The 21,292-nt window shown below is 44.0% G+C and carries 14 protein-coding genes; 3 read left to right on the forward strand and 11 right to left on the reverse strand.

The features are described 5' to 3' along the window. Positions 1 to 70: 70 nt before the first annotated feature. Complete coding sequence (locus tag Q0Q74_RS00895; protein ID WP_294427613.1) at positions 71 to 2,128, reverse strand: FAD-dependent oxidoreductase; 2,058 nt, start codon at positions 2,126 to 2,128, stop codon at positions 71 to 73. 53 nt (positions 2,129 to 2,181) lie between these two features. Here Q0Q74_RS00895 and Q0Q74_RS00900 point away from each other — a divergent pair, with 53 nt between their 5' ends. After that, the gene (locus Q0Q74_RS00900) at positions 2,182 to 3,567 is read left to right on the forward strand and encodes an SH3 domain-containing protein (RefSeq protein WP_294427615.1); all 1,386 of its coding nucleotides are present in this window, start codon (positions 2,182 to 2,184) and stop codon (positions 3,565 to 3,567) included. Between the two features lie 140 nt (positions 3,568 to 3,707). On the opposite strand, the gene metF is transcribed toward Q0Q74_RS00900, so the two are convergent. From metF to Q0Q74_RS00915, 3 genes are all read right to left on the reverse strand, one after another. Continuing rightward, positions 3,708 to 4,589: a methylenetetrahydrofolate reductase [NAD(P)H] gene (gene metF, locus Q0Q74_RS00905; protein ID WP_294427617.1), complete on the reverse strand. Its 882-nt coding sequence runs from the start codon at positions 4,587 to 4,589 to the stop codon at positions 3,708 to 3,710. A gap of 68 nt (positions 4,590 to 4,657) precedes the next feature. Further along, complete coding sequence (locus Q0Q74_RS00910) at positions 4,658 to 5,305, reverse strand: hypothetical protein (RefSeq protein WP_294427618.1); 648 nt, start codon at positions 5,303 to 5,305, stop codon at positions 4,658 to 4,660. A 33-nt stretch (positions 5,306 to 5,338) separates the two neighbouring features. Next, complete coding sequence (locus tag Q0Q74_RS00915) at positions 5,339 to 6,274, reverse strand: DUF1848 family protein (RefSeq protein WP_294427620.1); 936 nt, start codon at positions 6,272 to 6,274, stop codon at positions 5,339 to 5,341. Positions 6,275 to 6,407: 133 nt separating this feature from the next. Here Q0Q74_RS00915 and Q0Q74_RS00920 point away from each other — a divergent pair, with 133 nt between their 5' ends. Continuing rightward, positions 6,408 to 7,916 (forward strand): IMP dehydrogenase, encoded by a 1,509-nt coding sequence (locus tag Q0Q74_RS00920; RefSeq protein WP_294427621.1) that lies wholly within the window; start codon positions 6,408 to 6,410, stop codon positions 7,914 to 7,916. Positions 7,917 to 8,035: 119 nt separating this feature from the next. Further along, entirely contained in the window at positions 8,036 to 10,333 is a 2,298-nt protein-coding gene (locus tag Q0Q74_RS00925; RefSeq protein ID WP_294427623.1) for a pectinesterase family protein, read from the forward strand. 14 nt (positions 10,334 to 10,347) lie between these two features. On the opposite strand, the gene Q0Q74_RS00930 is transcribed toward Q0Q74_RS00925, so the two are convergent. From Q0Q74_RS00930 to Q0Q74_RS00960, 7 genes are all read right to left on the reverse strand, one after another. After that, positions 10,348 to 11,763: an OmpA family protein gene (locus Q0Q74_RS00930; protein WP_294427625.1), complete on the reverse strand. Its 1,416-nt coding sequence runs from the start codon at positions 11,761 to 11,763 to the stop codon at positions 10,348 to 10,350. Between the two features lie 24 nt (positions 11,764 to 11,787). Continuing rightward, complete coding sequence (locus tag Q0Q74_RS00935) at positions 11,788 to 12,372, reverse strand: hypothetical protein (protein ID WP_294427626.1); 585 nt, start codon at positions 12,370 to 12,372, stop codon at positions 11,788 to 11,790. Between the two features lie 111 nt (positions 12,373 to 12,483). Beyond that, entirely contained in the window at positions 12,484 to 14,052 is a 1,569-nt protein-coding gene (locus tag Q0Q74_RS00940; RefSeq protein ID WP_294427628.1) for a UxaA family hydrolase, read from the reverse strand. Between the two features lie 226 nt (positions 14,053 to 14,278). Then, on the reverse strand, positions 14,279 to 15,844 hold the full coding sequence (locus Q0Q74_RS00945; protein ID WP_294427630.1) for an extracellular solute-binding protein: 1,566 nt from the start codon (positions 15,842 to 15,844) through the stop codon (positions 14,279 to 14,281). Positions 15,845 to 15,972: 128 nt separating this feature from the next. Then, complete coding sequence (locus Q0Q74_RS00950; protein WP_294427632.1) at positions 15,973 to 16,866, reverse strand: carbohydrate ABC transporter permease; 894 nt, start codon at positions 16,864 to 16,866, stop codon at positions 15,973 to 15,975. A gap of 15 nt (positions 16,867 to 16,881) precedes the next feature. Next, positions 16,882 to 17,823: a sugar ABC transporter permease gene (locus Q0Q74_RS00955; RefSeq protein WP_294427634.1), complete on the reverse strand. Its 942-nt coding sequence runs from the start codon at positions 17,821 to 17,823 to the stop codon at positions 16,882 to 16,884. 222 nt (positions 17,824 to 18,045) lie between these two features. Beyond that, entirely contained in the window at positions 18,046 to 21,240 is a 3,195-nt protein-coding gene (locus Q0Q74_RS00960; protein ID WP_294427636.1) for a helix-turn-helix domain-containing protein, read from the reverse strand. Between the last annotated feature and the right edge of the window lie 52 nt (positions 21,241 to 21,292).

Consider the following 21,292-nt stretch of genomic DNA (forward strand, 5'->3'; position numbering starts at 1 on the left):
AAGCCTTCCCCCTGGTTCGCACTTCGTTGCTCACACACCCCCATCTACAGGTGCTTTGCCCCCGTACCCCCTATTTCAAGTACACCATTAATAACATGATGTCCGAATTTCGGATGCCTGAGATTCGGCTGGCTTGGCCTAGCGTGAGTGGGCGGACGGCTTCTAGCTTTTGGCGGCTTTCGCCTGAGAGTGCCGGGATTTTTCCGTAATCAAAATCGGCAGGGATGTGAAAGTGCTCCATTTTGTGCATTTTTGCGACTCGTGCGTCTTGCTTTTCGATGTAATATTTGTATTTTGCGTCTTCCTGCGCGATTTCCCACACGATTGCAGGGAAGCCAGGGTTTTCAGCATCTGCTTTTTTGAGCAAAATTTCTGTCGCTTCTTCAACCTGCTGATATTTGAGTTTTGTCGCTTCGAACTGAGCTTCTGTTTTGATTCCGACCTTAAATGCTTTTTCGGCAAGGCGGCGGTCGGCTGTGTCGTGGCGGAGCTTTAAGCGGTATTCTGCGCGTGCCGTGAACATTCGGTACGGCTCTTTTGTTCCGAGCGTGACCAAATCATCAATCAAAACACCGATATATGCTTCATCGCGGCCAAGAATTAATGGCTCGTATTCAGGAATTTTGTGGAAATTTTCATTTCCTTGCTGTTTCTGGAAATCTTCAAGAAGTGAGTTGACTGCATGGGTTTCTTTCTCTGAAATTTCTGCAAAATGCTTGATTTCTTCGAGCGTAAAATGCGATTTGAAAGCGAATGCGTTTGGTTCTGCGCTGGCCGGAACCTGACCAAGCCCTGATTTTGCCATGCACAAGCCACCACACAATTCTTTGTGACTTCGTGCGTAAAGGGCGGCGTTGATTCCTGCGACTAAGCCCTGACCTGCGGCTTCTTCGTAGCCTGAAGTGCCGTTAATCTGACCTGCGTTGAAAAGGCCTGCGACTCGTTTTGTTTCCAAAGACGGGAAAAGCTGGGTCGGCTCAACATAATCGTATTCAACGGCATAGCCTGGGCGAGCTACATGGCAGTTTTCAAAGCCCGGCAAAGTGCGCAAAAAAGCGTCCTGAACTTCTTCGGGCAGGCTTGATGAAAGACCGTTGAGATAAATTTCATCGGTTGCAAGACTTTCTGGCTCAACAAAAAGCTGATGTCGTTCTCGCTCGGCAAATCGCATTACTTTGTCTTCGATTGAAGGGCAGTAGCGTGGGCCGATTCCGTGAATTTTGCCAGAATAGAGTGGGGAGCGGCCGATATTTTCACGGATAATTTCATGAGTTTTTGCGTTCGTGTAGACCAGATGGCATGGAACCTGCGGACGGGTAACTTCTTCGTTTTCAAAAGAGAATGGAACGATTGTGTCGTCTCCCGCTTGAATTTCAAGACTTGAGAAATCAATTGTGTGCTTTAAGATTCGTGGCGGAGTTCCTGTCTTCAATCGGCCTGTCGTGAATCCAAGGCGGTTGAGTGACTGAGTGAGACCAAAAGCTGCCTGCTCGCCGATTCGGCCACAAGGAGCATCGTATTCGCCAATAAAAATGCGTCCGCCCAAAAAAGTGCCTGTCGTGAGAACAACTGAGCGCACTGGAATCAATCTTCCGCGCTCCGTTACGACGGCTGTGATTTTCTGTCTTTTGCCAGATTTTGCGGCCGCGGTCAAAACATCTTTTTCTGTAAATTCACCCGGAATCTGACCGCTCTGTGTGCTTTCGGCTGGTGGAAGCTGAGTTTCACTTTCTGTTGTGAGCAAATCCACAACGGTGTCCATGAGCGTAAAAAGATTCGGTGTAGTTTCGACAGTCTGGCGGGCAAGGCTAGAATAAAGAAGTTTGTCGGCCTGACTTCGTGGTGACTGAACTGCCGGTCCGCGGCTTTTGTTCAGCATACGGAACTGAATCATTGATTTATCGATGAGCTTACCCATTTCGCCGCCGAGGGCATCAATTTCGCGCACGATGTTGCCTTTTGCGATGCCACCGATTGAAGGATTGCAGCTCATTCGTGAGATGGAGTCGATAGTCTGTGTGATTAAAACAGTTTTGAGCCCCATTCGTGCCGAAGCAAGAGCCGCCTCAATTCCAGCATGACCACCGCCAACGACAGCTACATCATAAAAATCATAAAATCCAGCCATAGTGCTAAGATTATAGTGATTTTTCTCACTCTTTTCTATATAATTACAATACTATGTCTTTACGAAAACTTTTCCTTTTGATTTCAGCTTTCATTTTGATGGGGCTTTTTTCATCTTGTGGCAAAAATCTTGGTTACAGCGTGCTTTTGTGGAGCAATGCGGAACATGAACTTAAAGACGGTACGATTTTGAAGGTACACATTAAGTCGAATATCTCTCAGGTTTATGTAGTTTCAATTCCTGGTGTAAAGGAGAATTTTGAGGTTCCTCTATGGCAGCTTACTGAACCTGAAAGCAAATCAAAGGCCCTTAAACAGCAGAAGCGTTTTTCTGAATTTGAACACACTTATGCTTCAGTAAAACTTGACGGTCTTCCTATTCGTGCGGACGCGGTGAACACTTCGAAACAGGTTTATCGTCTTCGTGAGGGCGAAATCATCCGCTGTCTGTATCGTGGGGCTGGAGCGGCTGTAACGAATGGAAAGGGTAACATGAGCGGTGAATGGCTCAGGGTTTTAACTGAGTCTGGCACTTACGGATGGTGTTTTTCTCACAATCTTGATGTTTTTACGACTGAAGATTTTGATGTTTCTCTGGCAAAAAAAGATTCTGGTGCTAAAACTGAAGATTTGAAGGGTGAAAACAACGGCGACAAGGCAATTATTCAGAGCTTGATTGCAAAAAAATGGTACCCTGAAAGCTTTAAGAACATGATTAAGGTCGGAAGAATTGACATTAACCGAATGAATCCTGTTTACGGATTTTCGTTCGGAATTCCAGGATTAAGCGGTGATGGTACTGTAATCGAAAACGCAGATTCTGGCTTTGCGGGAACGGCTGTTTTGAATACGGAAAATGCTGGCGGTTCATGGACTTATACGGACATCGTTAAAAAGGCCGAAAAGGAATATGAATTTGCGGGCAGCAATCTTAAAATGACGATTCGTGGTGCAAATTCCGACACGATGATTCTTCAGTACATCGAAAAGGGGCGCCCAAAGAATGAAACTCTGGTTGCTTTGGCTGAAGATATTGATTCCCTGCTTGAAAATGAGCTTGCAAGGCGGCAGAGTGAATTAAAGCGAATTGCCGAGGCTGGCCCTGTCTTCAAGAGCTCGAATTACGGCACAATCAAATTCAATAACGAAAATTCGGTTACATGGAGCAATTACAAGCTTTTGCAGCCGAACATCATCGCAAGCAAGGCAATTGGCTCTGTTACTGTCACGCTTGATTACTTCATTTCAAATTCGCTCAAATCTTCTTATGACGGCGTGATTACAATGCACTTCACCGGCATGGAAGACGGCGTTAACTTTCTGTACAAACTCACAGAAACAGGCCTTCGCCTCGAAGATGCAACACACGCCCCAATTAAAGATGGCGTCGTCACAGCAAGAAGCGCAAGCCCGATGATTCTATTCTTTGAGAAAAAATAAGCGTTCAAAAAGGCAGTGTATGCAAAAAAAGCACCTTTCGAGGTGCTTTTTTTATGCGTAAGGGATAGTAGCCGCTTGTTCGCGAAGCGAATGGAGCGACAGCGGAACGGCGGAAAGCCCGACGGCGAAGCCGTTACGCCCTATTGATTCGTTGCTTTTATGATTTCGTTTACATTGCTGATTATTGCCTGTGCGATTTCCGGTTTGTTCATCGTGTAGATGTGAATCCCGCGCACGCCATTTGAAATCAAGTCGATTATCTGGTCAGTGGCATAGGCGATTCCAGCCTGTTTCATTGCTTCCGGACTGTTTTTGAAACGGTCGCAGATTGCAAGAAGTTTTCGTGGAATGTAAGCGTTTGACAGGTCTACCATGCGGCTTACCTGATTCGCATTTGTAATCGGCATGATTCCTGCAATAACCGGAACATGAATACCCGCTGACTGCAAACGGTAAAGGAAAGAATAAAGCATGTCATTGTCGAAGAACATTTGAGTGGTCAAAAAATCTACACCAGCTTCAACTTTATGCTTTAGATTTTCAATATCATTATCACGGCTGGAACTTTCTGGATGGCCTTCCGGGTAACATGCACCGCCCACGCAGAAACCTTCTTTTTTGAGCAACGGAACTAAATCAGAAGCGTGCGCAAAGCCTGATGGAAAGACATTTTCGCCTGTAACGGCATCTTTTGGAAAATCACCTCGAAGGGCGAGAACATTTGAAATATTTTTTTCTTTTAGATTTGAGATTATGTGATTGAGTGCTTCGCGGGTTGAGCGTACGCAAGTGAGGTGAGCAAGAGCCGCTGTGCCGTGCTTTTCCAATTCTGAAGCGATTTCGGCAGTGTATGTTTGTGTTGTGCCGCCAGCTCCATAAGTGACGCTTATAAAATCAGGATTGAGTGAAGTAAGCGATATAGCGGTATTTTTTATTGATTCAAGTGCGTCCTGCTTTTTGGGTGGGAAAACCTCAAAGGAGAGCGAAACTTTCTTTTTATTCAGAATGTCTACGATTTTCATAGGTTGAATTATATCGGAAATCGAAAATAGAAAAAAGTAATTACAGATTTTTTTATGGATTTTGTGCTTTAAAAGCTCCAGATTACGCCGATTGTCGGCTGTAAAATGAATTTTCCTGATAAGTCCGTGTTTTCTGAATTTGTAACTTGTTTTTTACTTCCGTTGATTATTGATTCCGTTTCGATTTCGCTTCGGGCTGTTCCGTCGGCAATCCAGCGGGTGTTCAGATTTGCAAATAAGCCGATTCGTTCATTGAACCTGTAAATTCCAAAAATGTCTGCACCAAAACTGATTGTTACCAGCGAGAGTGAAGTTTCATCATCTTCATCGGCGAAAGAATACTGACCCATTTCGACACCGAACATGCCGGTGATTCCGAAAAGTGCTGATTCGGTGTTTACAAAAGAATAGCCTGCACCGAGCGCGATATTCTCAAATACGCCGCATTCTGTGCTTTCTTTGCTGGAAAGATCATTTGATGCTGCAAGACCGATTGAAATGTTTGCCTTTGCCGTGAAGTCATTTTCGTGCAAACCGATGTAAGTTCCTTCGATTCCATAGCCGGTCTGAAAGATGTCTTTTGAGTTAGTTTCGCTGACTCCGATTGATGAAAGCGGAAAACTTACTCCTGCACCGATATTGTTTGTCCACTGTTTTGAAAAGGCGCTCCCTGAGAAAATTGCTAATGCGAGAATGCTTATAAAAAATTTCTTCATAAAATCTTCTCTTTATAAAATTATCGGCTAATTTCAGAACAAAAACAACTGCCTGTCCCGAAGACTTTCCTGTTTTGCATAATGAAAAATATCGTCTGGCTTGGATTCGCCGAGCAAAAATGTGGAATTCGGATTGTGCCTTGCAAAATTCTTTTCGACAAGGCGTTTGTCATAATTCGCATAGCAGTATTTGCACAGATGAGGGCAGGAATTGTAAGCCCCGATGTCAGTTGTTGGAAGACAGATGCAGTGCTTGCGAAGATTAGATTTTCCAGCTTTGGCGAGAAGATGAATTCCGCTCGCTTTTTCAACAATTTGACGGCTGACACAGGCGCCCTGTTCAACACCATACGCTGTTAAGTCGAGTTTTTCGGCGCAGGATTCGATTTTTATGTCATTTTCAAAGCCGATTCGGGAAAATGACTGCGCGAGGAATTTCTGGTCTTGTTCAGAAACTTCTTTTATGCCGGGGAAATTCTTTTTGGTCTTTTCGTACAAATCGATGAAGCTAATCATGCAGCGGTCGGTCGTGCCGCGAAGTTTTTCGGCCATCTTTCTGAATGCTTTTATATGGAAGGAAACTGAATATTTTTCGTCCGTGAAGATTGGATCGTAACGCCAGCAAACCTGGTCTTTTCCTAAGATTTTGCTCATTTCGATGAAGGAATCAAGAACCTGCTCTTTTTCGGGGACATTTGGTTCGACATCTTTTTCATAAGGCGTGATTGTTACAAAAAAGTAAAGGCCCATTTTCTTTGATTTGAGTTCTTCAAGATGCGGAATCATTGGGGCAGGATTTTTTGTGCAGAAAACGAGGCAGTCAACGACATCCGGCGTGAGTTTGTATCTTGCAACCTGTTCACTGTAATATGGATTCCGCACATCAACAAAGCCGTCGCGTATTCGATTCAAGAACCACTCTGAGTAAAAAGCAGGAATGTCTGTACGCCCGCTCGAAAAAATCAGCATGAAGACAGTATAGCATAGATTCATTTAAAAAAAGCTTATTTTCTTCAATCTGGATTAAAAAATTTATTGAATTTTACTTAATTTTTTTGCTATACTCATTCAATTTATTTATTAAAAAAAATAGGAGAAAATCATGGCATTTTACTTTTCTGAGCCGTCACACACTTTCGGTGAGTATCTTCTGGTTCCGGGCTATTCAAGCAAGGATTGCATTCCTGATAATGTGAGCCTTAGAACACCGCTCGTCAAATTCAACAAAAAGGCCGGAGAAGAATCTCCTCTCAGCATGAACATTCCAATGGTTTCTGCCGTAATGCAGGCTGTTTCGGATGATAAAATGGCAATCGCTCTCGCAAAAGAAGGCGGAATTAGTTTTATCTACGGAAGTCAGTCAATCGAAGACCAGGCAGCAATGATTGCGCGGGTCAAATCTTACAAGGCAGGATTTGTTACTTCCGATTCAAATGTTCGTCCTGATCAGACTTTGGAAGATGTAATCGCTTTGAGCGAAAAAACTGGTCATTCAACTTGTGCCGTTACTGAAGATGGAACTGCACACGGAAAACTGGTTGGAATCATCACCTCAAAAGATTTCCGAATCACGCACTGCAAGCCGAATTCAAAAGTTTCTGAATATATGACTCCGCTTTCTGAAATGGTCACAGGTCAGGAAGGAATCACCCTCAGCGAAGCAAATGAGATTATCTGGAATAAAAAGGTCAATCAGCTTCCTGTCGTTGACAAAAACGGCAATCTTGTTTCATTGATTTTCCGAAAAGATTACGCAACTCACGAATCTAACCCGCTTGAGCTTCTGGATTCAAAACACCGCTACATCGTTGGTGCCGGAATCAACACACGCGATTATATGGAACGAGTTCCGGCATTGCTTGAAGCCGGTGCAGATGTTTTCGTTTTGGATTCAAGCGAAGGTTTTTCTTACTGGCAGGAAAAGGCTCTCAAAGACATCCACGAAAAATTCGGTAAAGATGTAAAAGTCGGTGCAGGAAATGTTGTTGATGCCGAAGGCTTTAACTTCCTTGCAGATGCTGGTGCTGATTTCATCAAAATCGGTATTGGCGGCGGTTCAATCTGTATCACTCGTGAGCAGAAAGGTATTGGTCGTGGTCAGGCAACTGCTACAATCGAAGTTGCAAAGGCTCGAGATGAATATTACAAAAAAACAGGAATCTATATTCCAATCTGCTCAGACGGCGGAATCGTTCACGACTATCACATCACGCTCGCACTTGCAATGGGCGCGGATTTCGTAATGCTCGGTCGTTACTTTGCCCGATTCGACGAGTCTCCTTCAAACAAACTCGTGGTTAATGGTCAGTATGTCAAAGAGTACTGGGGCGAAGGCAGCAACAGAGCACGCAACTGGCAGCGATATGACTTGGGCGGCAAAAAATCAATGGCCTTTGAAGAGGGCGTTGATTCTTATGTTCCTTATGCCGGTCACTTACATGATGGCGTCGGCATGACTTTACGCAAGGTCACTCACACGATGTGTAACTGTGGTGCGCTTTCGATTCCTGAATTGCAGGAGAAAGCAAAACTTACGCTGGTTTCTTCTGTTTCAATTACGGAAGGCGGCGCACATGATGTTATCGTAAAGAACACAACAATGCAGAGTTAGATTGCTTCGCGAGTCCTGTCTTTTTTGTCTCTATTCATCAAATTCATGTTTTTTTTCTCCATTTCTTTTTCGGTATTTGACAAATAGAATACTAGAATCAGAAAATGGAGGAAATTTTCATGAAAAAAATAATTGGTCTTCTTGCGGCCGGACTTGCATTTACCGCCGCTGTTCAACAGATTTCTGCGGAAGTCACCCTTTCTGGAAAGAATGTTGCTGCAAAGAACTTTGCTACAATTCAGGAAGCTCTTGATGCAATAGGTTCAGATTCAGGTTCATACACAATCAAAGTACCAAAAGGAACTTACGAAGAAGTTCTCTATTATAATGGTGCGGCTGACATCACTCTTTCGGGCGATACAAGCGCAAAATATGGCGAAGATGTTGTAATCGCTGTAGAGAACAATGGCGATTTGCTCAAATGCAAGCAGGCATCTGGTCAGAAAGCACGCTGTGTCTTTGAATTTGAAGGCACAGGAAATCTTACCGTAGAGAATATCACATTCCATAATACATTCCTTCGAAAAAACGCAACCGGCTCAAACGGTCAGGCTGAGACAATCGGCTTCGATTCAACTGGAAATCTTGCCGCATATAACTGTGCATTCAAGTCATATCAGGACACACTCCGCATGACAGGAAAATCATGGTTCTATCAGTGCTATGTCGAAGGCGACACGGACTTCATCTGGATGGAAGAAAGCGGAAAAGTCGCTTTGTTTGAAGAATGTGAGCTTGTTTCCCTTTTTGATGAATTCCACACAGACCCGACTTCTTATATCGGTGCTCCGAGAATGACAATCGGAAACAAGGCTGCAAAAGGTCTCGTAATCTTCAATTCAAAAATTTCATCTCAGGACGGCGAAAAAACTTATCTTGCAAGAACGCCATGGAATTCAGGCTACTACAATCAGGTTGCTTTCGTTAACAGTTCTGCGAGCGGAATCGAAAAATCTTTGTGGAAAGGAAATGCCCTCACCGCAGAAGGTGTTTTGGACACTGTAATCGGATGGAAAATCGATAAGGCAACTGCTGAAAGCATCGGTGCAGAAACTGATGGAAAGGCATATGTTCTTTCAGACAGCGATGTAAAATCTGAATTCAGCGGACGAGATTCAATCCTCAACCGATACTACGACATCACAACCCTCAAATATAAAAAAGACCTGGAATCATACTGGGATGTCAAAAATTTCGCAAAAGAGCACGGATGGAAAGTCTCAAAAGATTCTTCAAAATCACTTCTTTCAGGCGAAGAAAAGGCAAAACTCACGACTTATACTTTTGCTGACGAAAAGAGTTATAAGGACTTGAGCCTCGAAGGATTTGCTGTAGTGGACGGAAAACTTGTCGGTGAAGCAGGAAGCAAAATCACAATTCCGGTTAAGGCAAAATCGGTTGTTTCTGTAACAGGCTGTGCTGCCGGAAACGGAACGATTAAGGCCGCAAAGCAGGGCGAAAGCTTCTATGATTTCAACACTGGCTCACCTGTAAAATTCAAGGAAAAGGCTTATGTTGTGTACGCTCCTTCTGCTGTAACAATCACCGCCACAAAGAAGACCACAATTTCTAAAATCACTGTTCTTTCAGACAAAAAAGTTGAATTTGTGCCTGTTCAGAGCATCGAAATTTCTTCTGCTGATAACGCAAAGATGATTTACGGCAAAAAAAGCCTTCAGTTCTCTGCAAGCCTCACTCCTGTTCGACCTACAAATGCTGATTATGAATGGACTGTTTCTGATTCAAACATCGCAAGCATTGATGAGACTGGCTTCCTTATTTCAAAACCTGTTGCCGAAGACACTGAAATTACGGTCAAAGCAACTGCAAAAGACGAAAAAGGTGTTTCTGGTGAATTCAAGCTCGTAATCTCAAAGCCGGATCCAAACTCATTCTCTGTCACATGGTTGGACAGCTTGGACGCAAGCAATTCTCTTGAAGGTCGAAGCGACAATGAGGACATCGCAAAGGCAAATAAAGCTGTTCCTTCTGCAGGTACATGGAAACACAATGCTTCAAAAATTAACGCAACCTTCGCAAAAGGCGGAATCACTTACACAGGATATTCTGGAAAGATTGAAGGAAAAGACACTCTTTATGTTGACTTCCCGATTACAGCCCAGGAAAATCTTGAAATCAATGAGATTGAAGCTGCTTTCGGAAACCACGGAACAAGCAATGTCGCTGTTTTGATTCAGGGCATTTCAGGCGGTAAAAAGACAGAACTTGCACTTGATGAATCAAGAAAAGCACGCTCTGCCAAAAAGACTTATGAAGTTGCATACACAATCAATAAGGGGTCAACCGCAAACATCCGTGTGATTCTTTATGGACGCGATGGAAACGGTGAAACAGCAATTGCGGGCGGAAAAGCACCGACAATCGCGACAATCACAATTTCCGGAAAAAGGAAGTAAGCTCTTTAAGGATTTTATTCCAAAATTGTGATTTCTACACGGCGGTTTTGCGCTTTGCCTGAGTTGGTGGAGTTGCTTGCAATCGGTTTGTTGCCACCGTGACCTTTACAAATGAACTTGTCGGCGGAAATTCCTCGTTTTGAGAGTTCCGCCGCTATTTTTTTTGCACGCAGAACGGAAAGTTTATATTCGCCGTCTGGTCTTCCAGTTGCAGCCGTATGGCCTTCAATCAAAAACTGAGAATTTGGTGCGAGTTTCAAAACTTCTGCAATTTCGTCAATTCTGGCACCTTCGCTTTCAACAATATCATCACTATCAGCCTTGAATTTTATGTCTCGAACCGAAAGTCTGATTCCAGCGGGCGTTTCCTCGAAGACCATATTGTTTTTATCGTTTCCTGAAGATGAATTGCCGCTTGCTGATGAAATTTTCTCTGAAAGCGTGCTGCCTGTGCCGGAAGAATTTGCTTCTGGTGCCTTTGCTATGGCAGGACTTTCTCCAAAGCCGAAATTCGGAGCTGATGGTGCAGTTTCTTTTACAGAAGCGATAGCTGTTCCTGCAACTTCTGTTTTGACGGCTGGTTTTGCTGGTGGTTCTTCTGCCTTTGCGATTCGGTTCAATGCAAAAATCAGTTTGTCGCGGTCGATTGCAGGCGGGTATTCGGTGAACATGGTGATTGTGCCTTTGAGATTGACCTGAGTTCCGTCTGCGTAAGCGAAGGTCTCATCAACCAAATCACTGATTAAAATCGCCTCTCCTGTTGCCTTGCGAACGATTATGTCTGCTTTGTGACTGCCGATTCCTTTTTTGAGCGTAGAATCCCCTCTCGGATCCGCACCGTAACTTGAGGCAGGATAATTTGTCTGCCAGATTGCCTTGATTCTGTAAACATCTTCGCCTTTGTAAACTTCACTGTCGGCGAAGGTATATCGTACCAGGACAGGCATTCGTGTAAAAATGCCCTTGTTCATCGGGTCAACGGCTCGTTCTGCCTGCCCAGTCCATGAATCGCCCGATTTAAGCTCATCAGCGGGATATGAAGGAAAGCCTCTGAAAGTCGGATATCCATTGTCTTCTATCATGGACATTTTTCCGTCCGTAGAAATCTTAAAAACTGAAGGAATTGTATCGTGGATTCCGGCCATTGTCGCATGGGTATCACGGAGAGTCTCTTCAAGCACGAAGAAATTGCCGTCATACCAGCGGTCTTTTTCAGAAGAGCGCATGCCTTTGGGAGCGTTTGCCCGGCTGATAAACGAACGGACTTCACGGCTCGTTAAGCCTGAGTATTTTCCGTTTATGTACCGTCTGAGATTTGTTCTTTCGACGAGAGAATAACCTGAATCACCAGAATATGTGATTTTTGTCTGCGAGAACGCAAAACCTGAAATAAAGGAGAAAATCCCGATAAAAATAGCAAATTTCTTCATGCCATGATTATCGGCACAAAAAGATTACATTTCCACAGAATCTGCCTTTACATAATTGTAAGCGACATCGTTTGGAAGCATGGCAGTGACATAAACTCCCGTAACCGTGATGATATCGCCGTCTTTTGGCATTTTGCCGTCGAAATCGTAGCGAAATTCGATTCCCTGTTTGCAACACGCAAGGGCGTCTGAGATGATTACAGCGTAAGATTTGCCGCCGTTTGCCGTGGGAGAATTTTCGTAGGTAACAAAATTTCCACGCATTTTGATTACCTTGTCATCGTAGATTTCAGGCTCAATCATCATATTGAAAACTTCAGCATATACGAGATTTGAGTTCATTTCAGAAAGGTCATAGTCGATTTTTTTTCCGTTTGCGGAAGAAGATTTTACAGAAGTTGCATTGTTTTGTGCGATTGCTGCCTCTTCTGAAGAATTTGCTGCAACGGTTGCAGGAGACTTTTCTTTGCACCCACTAAGTGCGAGAAGGAGAAAAGCGCAAGGGATTGTAACGGCGCGAAGCGTTGCGCCAGCAATGGAGCTTAAGCGTAACCGTGGAAAGCCCGACCCGAACGAAGTGAGGGATGCGCCCCCAAAAATCTTTTTCATAAGAAGAGTGTAGTGCATTTTTGTAAAAGAGAAAAGATTGCATTGCCGGGTGGGGGTAAAATGCCCGACAATGCGGGGTGGTGGCTTCGACTGGCTCAACCACCGTGTTTTTTACAGTGTCACCCCATCCTTAAAAATCGCAATCTCGCGGTAGCCGTTCTTTTCGTTTTTGGTGACGGCGCGGCCTGAAACAATGTCGATAATCTGCTGCAAGAGTGCGTCGCGTACAGAATCGCTTGGCTCGTCGAGAATGCGGGCTGCATCAAAGTCAATCCAGCCGTGTTTGTTCTGTGCGAGCGGGTGGTTTGTGGCGATTTTGACTGTCGGAACTGGGGCACCGAGAGGAGTTCCTCGTCCTGTTGAGAAGAGGATGATGTTTGCGCCTGCGGCTGTCATGTCTGTCGTTGAAACTATGTCGTTGCCAGGTCCTTCAAGCAAGGTGAGGCCTGTTACGTTCTGCGGGAGCCGCTCGCCGTACTTCAAAACGCCTGTGACCGGGGCTTTTCCGCCCTTCTGGACACAGCCCAAAGATTTGTCTTCCAGCGTTGTGATTCCGCCTGCTTTGTTTCCCGGTGAAGGATTTTCGTAGCAGACCTGGTTGTGACGGGCGTAGTAGCCTTTAAATCCGTTGATAAGGTTTACTGTTTTGTCGAATCTTTCTTTGTCAACGCAGCGGTTCATGAGCATCTGCTCTGCACCAAACATTTCTGGCACTTCAGTGAGCATTACACGGCCGCCCATTCCTGTCATTGCGTCGCAGATTCGGCCAATCAATGCGTTTGCGGTGATTCCGCTCATTCCGTCCGAGCCGCCGCACTTCATGCCAAGCACGATGTCTGTGAGCGGAGCTTCTTCGCGCTGGAATTTTCCGGCGTATTCAGCAAGTTCGGTCAAAAGCTTTTTGCCTTCTTCCATTTCGTCTTCGAACTGCTGGGTGACCATGAATTTTACGCGGTTTTCGTCGTATTCACCCAAAAATTCCTTGAAATACGGAACATTGTTTTCTTCACAGCCGAGTGAAACGACCAGAACGCCGCCCGCATTCGGATGATGAACCAAATCAGAAAGGATTTTTGCAGTTGTTTCCTTGTCGCCGCCCATCTGAGAACAGCCGTATGGATGAGTCCATGTGAAAAATCCTTCGACACCGCCCTTCTCGCTCGGTTTTGGCTCTCCTGCGCAGAATTTAGCGTTTGCCCACATGGCAAGATTTTCAGAGATTTTGTTTACGCAGCCAACGAGAGGCACGATCCAGATTTCGTTTCGGCTTCCGACCCGACCATCAGCGCGTTTGTAGACATTCACCGTCGGAACATTTGCGCGAAGTTTTTCAGTTTCCTTGTACCAGGCATCGTAAGCCGCTTTTGCCTTTGCTTCATCATAAGTGTATTCAAGTTCGCCGGAAAGCAAAGTGTGAATGTTATGTGTGTGAACATGTTTTCCTGTTGCGATGTCCTCTGTTGCGGCTCCAATCGGGTAGCCGTATTTGATGACTGGCTCGCCTTTTTTGATGTCTTTGATTGCGAATTTATGACCTGCTGTGATGTCTTCCTGAAGTGTAACAGAGACTTCTGGAACATCGTCCATTGCTTCAAGTGTTACGCAGGTTCCTTTTGAAAGCGGTTCAAGTGCGACTGCCACGACATCCGCAGCATTGATTCTGATAGCGATTTTGCTCATTCGATGCCTCTTTATAATGTGAAAATGTGGAAAAAGTGTTGAAAACTTGTATAAAATCTGTGTACAACTTTTCAGTTTTCCACAAATTCTCAACATTTAGGGTATTTTATGTGGAAAACTCACTTTGTTATCCACAAAAGATACACAAAAAAAAGCGGACATTAGATTTCTCCAATGCCCGCTGTGGAAAAGTGTTTTGCTTTCGGAATTAAACCGTCAGTTCAACTTATTTGATGAGACGAGCTTCTTTAGCCTTTGCAAGACCTTCAGCTTCCCATGCTTTACCACCGTTCTTGCTGAAATCATCAAGGAATTTCTTCCATTCAGTTGGGTTAAGAGCACGGTTACCAGTCATGAACTCAACAACGCCCTGTTCGTAGAATCGTTTAACATCTGCTGTTGGGTTTGGCATTTTATCCTGGCCTCTACATGGAGTCCAAGCTTTTGACTGCATCTCGCGGAGTGTTTTGAGAGCAGACATTGCTTTACCATTCTTTGAGTACCATGTTGGGTAGCGAGAAGCCAACTCAGCATCGCCATTGTAGTAAACCATGTTGCGGAGCTGTGTGTAAGGAATCATAGCAGATTCTGTGTAAGCTTTTGATGGATCAGCCAAACCTTTTGCTGTTGGAACGCCATTGTCAAGAACATAGTTTACACCTTCCTGACCCCATCCGAGGAGGTAGTAACCTTCGTCTGAAGACATCCATTCAAGGAGTTCAGCGATTTTTTCAAGTTTTCCTTCTTTAGCAGCTTTTGCAGAAACGGCATACATTCGGTAAGCCTGTGAGTATGTACCTGCAGCAGACTTTCCTTTTGGTCCTACTGGTGGCTCAACAACAATCCATTCACCCTCTGGGAAGTTGTTGTCGAATGGTTTGTAGTTTCCTTCGTTAGCATAAGCAGCGTTCTGTTCACGCATGATACCGAAGCGGCCCTGTTTCCATGCTGCACGGAAGTCATCTTTTTTGTATGAAAGCCAGTTTGGATCGATTACACCAGCGTCAACCATTTTCTTTACGAAGCACATTGCGTCATAATATTCTGGTTTGTAGATGTTAAGACCAGCTTCTTTTGCATTTGCGAGGTTCCATGTACCAGCAACACCGAATGCACCAAAGATTGGGTCAAGGCGTCGTCCAAGACCTTCGTTTGATGAACTAACTTCAAGGAATGCACCGTATCCGTATGTATCAGCTTTTCCGTTACCGTCTGGGTCTTTTTCTGTGAATGCTTTCATAACTTCGAAGAACTCATCAGTTGTCTTTGGAACTTTGAGACCGAGTTTGTCGAGCCAGTCTTTTCGGATAAGAACGCCTTCGTTGCGAACGATAGAACCCGGCTGAGCGAGAGCGTAAGAGTGCTTTCCGATTGTAGTGAAAGCGCGTGATTCTTTGTCGTACAATTTTGCAGTGCGGTTAGGCATCATTTTGTACATTTTGTCGACTTCAGCGAGCAATTTCTTTGAAACGAGAGTTGGGTAAACTTCGTTAGAAACCATGAACAAATCAGGCAATGTGTTTGCAGCACCTGCAGCGTTGATTTTTGTGTTCTGGTCAGCCTCTGATGAAGGCAAGTTTGTAAGTTTGAGGTTAATCTTGAGTTTGTCTTTAATGATTTTATAACCAACCCATTCGTTTGGAACTGGACCGGCCTCAGATGCAGCAGCACCGTACCAAAGTTCGATGTCTACAGTACCGTCTTTGTTAGTTTTTGCTTTTGCAGAGAAAGCTGGAGCTGCGATTGCAACGACCAATGCTGAAGCAATAAGCCCTTTCAACAATTTTTTCATTTTTTCCTCCTTAATTATGAAAACAAATGAAATTAAGTTTTAAATTATGTCTCCCCGAAGAGAGACTATATACAACTAGGCGACTGGATATAAAACCCACAGTCGCCCATATTGTTACGATTTTAGGATTAGCCCTTAACTGAACCGAGCATTGTACCTTTAGTGAAGTATTTCTGGATGAACGGATAAGCGAGCATCATCGGAATAGCAGAAAGGAATACACATGCTGCCTTGATTGATGCAATTGAAGCTGCACCGAACGCTGTACCAGTATCCAAAGTTTCGCTCATTGAAGCACCCAAAAGAATGTTTCGAGTGAGGATTGGAAGTGGCTGCAAGTAAGCTTCTGTTAAGTAAAGAAGTGCGTGCATGAAGTCATTCCAGTAACCGACTGCATAATACAAACCGATTGTCATGATGATTGGCTTTGACAGTGGAAGAATGATAGAAAGAAGAACATACCATTCAGCAGCACCGTCGATTCGTGCAGATTCTTTAAGTGATTCAGGAATTCCCTCGAAGAAGCCGCGCATAATCAAACAGTTGTATGTACCGATTGCACCCGGCAAGAAGATTGAACACAAATGATTCGTAAGATGAAGATTTGTGACAACCAGGAAGGTCGGGATAACACCGATGTTGAACAAATATGGAATAAGAACGAAGTAGTTGAGGATTTTGCGGCCAGGCAAATCCTGAACAGACATACAATATGCCATCGGAACAGTGAGTGACAATGAAGTGACTACTCCGAAAAGCATGATTTTGATTGAGTTCCAGAAAGCAAGGATAAATCCGTTGTTTCCAAGAAGAGCTTTGTATGCTGAACCATCCCAATACCATGGCATCAGGAAGAATTTATCGAAAGAGTTTCCTCTGAAACCGTTTGGTGTTACAGAAGATGAAATCGTACTGATGATTGGTACAGCGATGATAATTCCGATGAAAATAAGGAATGTGTTGACACCGATGTAAAATGCTCTATCACCAGATGTAAGTTTTACTGTCTTTGGTTTTTCCATTTTTAGCACCTCAAATTACAAGAGTGATGATTCAGTCAGTTTTTTGACGATTTTGTTTGAAACCATAACAAGGAGCATACCGATTACACCCTTGAAGATACCTACTGCAGTTGCCAGAGCGAACTCAAACTGAAGAAGACCCTGTCGGTAAACCCATGTATCGATGATATCAGCGACCGAATAAACGGCAGGTGAATAAAGCATGAACATCTGGTTGAATCCGGCATCAAGAACTGTACCAAGTTTCAAAAGAACTACTGTAACGATAACAGGCTTAATAGAAGGAATTGTGATGTACCATACGCGCTGAACAGCAGAAGCACCTTCAACCATTGCAGCCTCGAACAAAGACGGGTCAATTCCCATAAGAGCTGCGATGAAGATGATTGCGGCCCAACCCATTTCCTTCCATGCGTCAGAAAGAACAACGACAACAGGGAATACCCTTGTGTTTGTAAGGAAGTCTTTTGCTGTACCGCCGAATGATTTGATTACATCATTTACAAGACCATCGCCTGGTGCAAGCAAAATAAGAAGAATACCGTACATGATAACCCAAGAAAGGAAGTGCGGCAAATAAGCCAAAGTCTGAACGACACGGCGCAGTACATTGTGTGTACATTCATACAAAGCCACAGACAGAATAATTGAAAGTGGCACTGAAATACAGAGCTTTGCCAAACTATAAAGAATTGTATTTCTCAAAAGTTCGCCAAAATAGAACGAATGGATGAAAGTGCTGAAATTCTTGAATCCAACCCAAACACTTCCCCAAACACCATCTACAGGGGCGAAGTCCTTGAATGCAATCTGACCATTAACAATTGGTCCATACTTCAAAATAGCATAGTACACAACTGGAATGATAAGAAGAGCATAAACCGAGAAATGTCTCTTTACATTTTTCCAGAGATCCTTCTTCGGTGCATTTAAAACATTTGTTTCTTGTGCGTTCATACCTAACCTCGTAGAACCATATTAACGCGTAAACCGCTAATTAGAAATTAAAAATACTTTTGTGTTATTGGACAAAACCGACTGATTATAACTATTTCGACCTAATTTGCAATATTTTCTAAATTTCTTCGTTTTTTTTTAATACTAATTAAATAAAAGTCGGGAGGCAGGAATGTATCCGGAGAATAAAGGCAGAAATGCCAGTTTCCCCGGATAATGAGTTTATTTAGAGCGGATTTTTCCTGGCGGAACACCGTAAATCTTCTTGAATACGCGGCAGAAGTATGCCTGGTCCTGAAAGCCGGAATTCTCCGCGATTTCATAGATTGTATCGTTTGTTTCAAGAAGCATTTTTGTTGCGATGTAGATTCTGTAGCGGTTCAGGTATTCCCAAAGGCTCAGACCGATTTCCTTGTGGAAGATTCGCGTGAGATAATCTTCGCTTACATGAACGGTATCTGCGAGCTTCCAGCGGACAATCTGCTGAGAGGCATTCCTGTTGAGGTACAGAATTGCTTTTTTAACGAGTGCGCCCGTGTGCGGTGGAAGAATTTCATCACCCGAAAGGATTCCACGGATTCGTTCGTCAAACTGCTCTGATTCAGCGGCTCCACGGTTGCAGAGAATGATTCTTGGATGAGAGCAGAGAAGTTCAATTTCTTCTTCGGTGTCAATTGCGTCTGGAAGAACGATAATCGGCACGAGAACAGTTTTTGGATTCTGTCTGATTTGCCGGATATTTTCTTCGGTGATTGACTCAAATACGATAAGCGACGGCGTGATTTCAGCAAGAATTTTATCAAATTCTTCCATAGAAGGGATGTTTATGCTGTTCGCGTCCGTTGCCCATGTTCCGTAGTGAGTATGTTTTGCATTGACGAAGAGAACCGGTGAAGAGCGCTGAGTTTTGATTTTCTGTTCCAGCATGTCGATGAAACTGTGTCCAATCATGTTGCGGCTGTAACAGATGAGCGGCGCACGGTAGAAAAGGTCATCGTGGCGCAGACCGTAAACTTTTACCCATTCATCGATAGGTGCTGAATCAGGTTCCCAAAGAAGAATGATGTTTTCGAGGGATTCTGAATCAACATCATCGCTAAAGAGATATTTCGCATTGAAAGATTTGCGGTCGCTTGAAAGATTTTCGGTGAAACTGTAGACCTTGGCTTCGTCAATATTGTGGACGAGTGAAGGCTGCCCTGCAAGATTTGGCCACGGAAGAACAACTTCTGTGTAATTTTCAGATTTTATGACATCACCGTACTGAAGGAGAATGATTTTTTCGGCAAGAAGAAGTTCCGGTTTCTGCCATTCAAATTTGCTTGAATAGAATTCAATGTGAATTCCGTCAAGTTTTTCTGAAACGCAGGTAGTTTTTTCTGAGAAATCAAAGATTGTGTGAAGTGCGCGCTTGAGTCGTTCTGAATCACCGTACAGAAGCGGGAATGTCCTGTCGAGACCTGCTGCAACGCTTCCCGGAAGAATTTGCCGTATGTCAAAGAGCTTTTTATCCATCGGCAGGTCATCAACCTGAGAGCGCGTCAAATCGACGAGAGTTTCTGTTTTTTCGAGCTGTGCATCAATCTGTGAGCGCAGGAAAAGAAGCTGCTCTGCCAGAATGTCCCTGTCAAGAACACCGTTCTCAATGTTTGTTTCCATTTGCTGGAGCTTTGAAGAAAGGTCTTTGAGAGGATCGCACAAATCGCTTCCAACATTTGCGAAAAACTCTGTTTTGGCGAATTCGGCCTGTTCTGCAACGCGTTTTGCATCACTTGTCTGCTCAAACAGGAAAATACTCTGCAATGCTGAACTGACCGAAGAACGCAAATCTTCGTAAACGATGCCCTGAGCACCAAAATAATTGCAGATGATGTAACCGTAAGAGCGTTCGTCAACAAAAAGCGGCTGAACGATGAAAGCACCCTTTTCAAAATCAGAAGCATATCGTTCTGGAACGAGATATTCTTTTGGGAATCGAACTTCTTCAGTTCGGATTTCGTTCGCTGAATTGAATCCGCCGATATAGTTTGAATATGAATCGTCGTCGTAAAGAACGATTGCCGTTGTATTGATTCCGATTTTGCAAAGATGGTCTTTTAAAACCGAAATGAGCTTGTCGCGTTCAAAAACAGAAAGAAGGCTGTTTTTTAATGAACTTATGATTCCGTTGATTTTGTCACTTTCGTATTGTTTTTCGATTAAGACCCGTTCCTGAATTCGCGGTACAAGAAGCGTGATGTGACGGATGACTTTTTCGATGTACTCTGGCGGAAGGCAGGTGACCGAGCGGAAGAGTGACATGGCGGTAAACATACGAATCAAATCGCCGCCGTTCTGGAAATAAGTCGTGACTTTTTGAGTGAACTGATCGTAGAATTTAGATTTGTCGTTCCCAAAAAGCGGATTAAGCATTGAGTCGAGTGCGGTAGAATTCTGGTCGAGACGGAAAACTTTGCAGACTTCCTGCTGAAACTGCTCCCTTGAACGGATTTTTGTGTGCGTATCAGATGATGACCAGATTTTTGTGTGAACACAGCCGCAGCTTTCACGAATGACAGGATATGCTGGAAGATTTGAATCGGCAACACCGAGCATTCCGTCGAGAATATTGTTGATTTTTTCGTATCCGGCAAGTCCAAGTTCTGCATTCGGCATGTGAACTGTAGTGAATGAAGGAATTGAAATTCGGCTTTCTTCTGTGTCATTGAAACCGCCAACCTGAAGGTCTTTTGGAATGCGGATTCCTCTTTGTTTGAGATAATTGACCGCAGAGAATGTCATCATGTCGCTGGCTGAAAGAAGAGCCTCAAAATCCTTGCCCGGAACGAAGCCCTTTTCTTCGATGAGCCATGCAATGCCAAGCTCACCGTCGGACCAGCTCAGCGGATAGGTGACAAGCTCCTGATTTTCGGGAGTGTCGAGACCTGCTTCGATGAGTGCATCTTTGTAGCCTCTGAAACGGTCTTCTGCGGAAGTATGATTTTCAGGACCGCGAAGGAAAGCGATTTTTTTTACGCCGTGAACCTGAATGAAGTGCCTTACAAGTTCCTTCATGCCGGTATAAGCGTCAAAACCTGTGTACGGATGCCCAGGAACTTTCTGACCGATTGTTACAAAAGGAATGGACTGAAACTGCTTGTGAAATTCTTCGACTTCTTGAACTGAAACTGAACCGCTGATACTAGATGCCCAGCTGATGAGACCGTCAACATTCGAAGGATTGACGAGTTTGTAAATATCATTGCGGAGACGCTCTGGACCGCTTTTTGAATTAAGCTTGCCACCCGGAAAAACGAAAAAAGCTCCGTCATCTTTCATGGCCTGCGAAACGACTTTGCGAAAAAGCTTGAGTGCAGAGCCTGCATGAATGGTTGAAAGGATGAAGCCTAATCTTCGACTGCTTTTAGAATTATACATCTCTATATTCTATAATGAGCGCGTTTTTTTTACAAGTTTTATCTCTATTTTA

Source organism: uncultured Treponema sp., assembly GCF_946187725.1.
Classification (GTDB): domain Bacteria; phylum Spirochaetota; class Spirochaetia; order Treponematales; family Treponemataceae; genus Treponema_D.

Bases quoted from the DNA above. Each gene is read 5' to 3' on its own strand.
- Q0Q74_RS00895 (WP_294427613.1), bottom strand. From the start codon at position 2,128: ATGGCTGGATTTTATGATTTTTATGATGTAGCTGTCGTTGGCGGTGGT.
- Q0Q74_RS00900 (WP_294427615.1), top strand. From the start codon at position 2,182: ATGTCTTTACGAAAACTTTTCCTTTTGATTTCAGCTTTCATTTTGATG.
- metF (WP_294427617.1), bottom strand. From the start codon at position 4,589: ATGAAAATCGTAGACATTCTGAATAAAAAGAAAGTTTCGCTCTCCTTT.
- Q0Q74_RS00910 (WP_294427618.1), bottom strand. From the start codon at position 5,305: ATGAAGAAATTTTTTATAAGCATTCTCGCATTAGCAATTTTCTCAGGG.
- Q0Q74_RS00915 (WP_294427620.1), bottom strand. From the start codon at position 6,274: ATGCTGATTTTTTCGAGCGGGCGTACAGACATTCCTGCTTTTTACTCA.
- Q0Q74_RS00920 (WP_294427621.1), top strand. From the start codon at position 6,408: ATGGCATTTTACTTTTCTGAGCCGTCACACACTTTCGGTGAGTATCTT.
- Q0Q74_RS00925 (WP_294427623.1), top strand. From the start codon at position 8,036: ATGAAAAAAATAATTGGTCTTCTTGCGGCCGGACTTGCATTTACCGCC.
- Q0Q74_RS00930 (WP_294427625.1), bottom strand. From the start codon at position 11,763: ATGAAGAAATTTGCTATTTTTATCGGGATTTTCTCCTTTATTTCAGGT.
- Q0Q74_RS00935 (WP_294427626.1), bottom strand. From the start codon at position 12,372: ATGAAAAAGATTTTTGGGGGCGCATCCCTCACTTCGTTCGGGTCGGGC.
- Q0Q74_RS00940 (WP_294427628.1), bottom strand. From the start codon at position 14,052: ATGAGCAAAATCGCTATCAGAATCAATGCTGCGGATGTCGTGGCAGTC.
- Q0Q74_RS00945 (WP_294427630.1), bottom strand. From the start codon at position 15,844: ATGAAAAAATTGTTGAAAGGGCTTATTGCTTCAGCATTGGTCGTTGCA.
- Q0Q74_RS00950 (WP_294427632.1), bottom strand. From the start codon at position 16,866: ATGGAAAAACCAAAGACAGTAAAACTTACATCTGGTGATAGAGCATTT.
- Q0Q74_RS00955 (WP_294427634.1), bottom strand. From the start codon at position 17,823: ATGAACGCACAAGAAACAAATGTTTTAAATGCACCGAAGAAGGATCTC.
- Q0Q74_RS00960 (WP_294427636.1), bottom strand. From the start codon at position 21,240: ATGTATAATTCTAAAAGCAGTCGAAGATTAGGCTTCATCCTTTCAACC.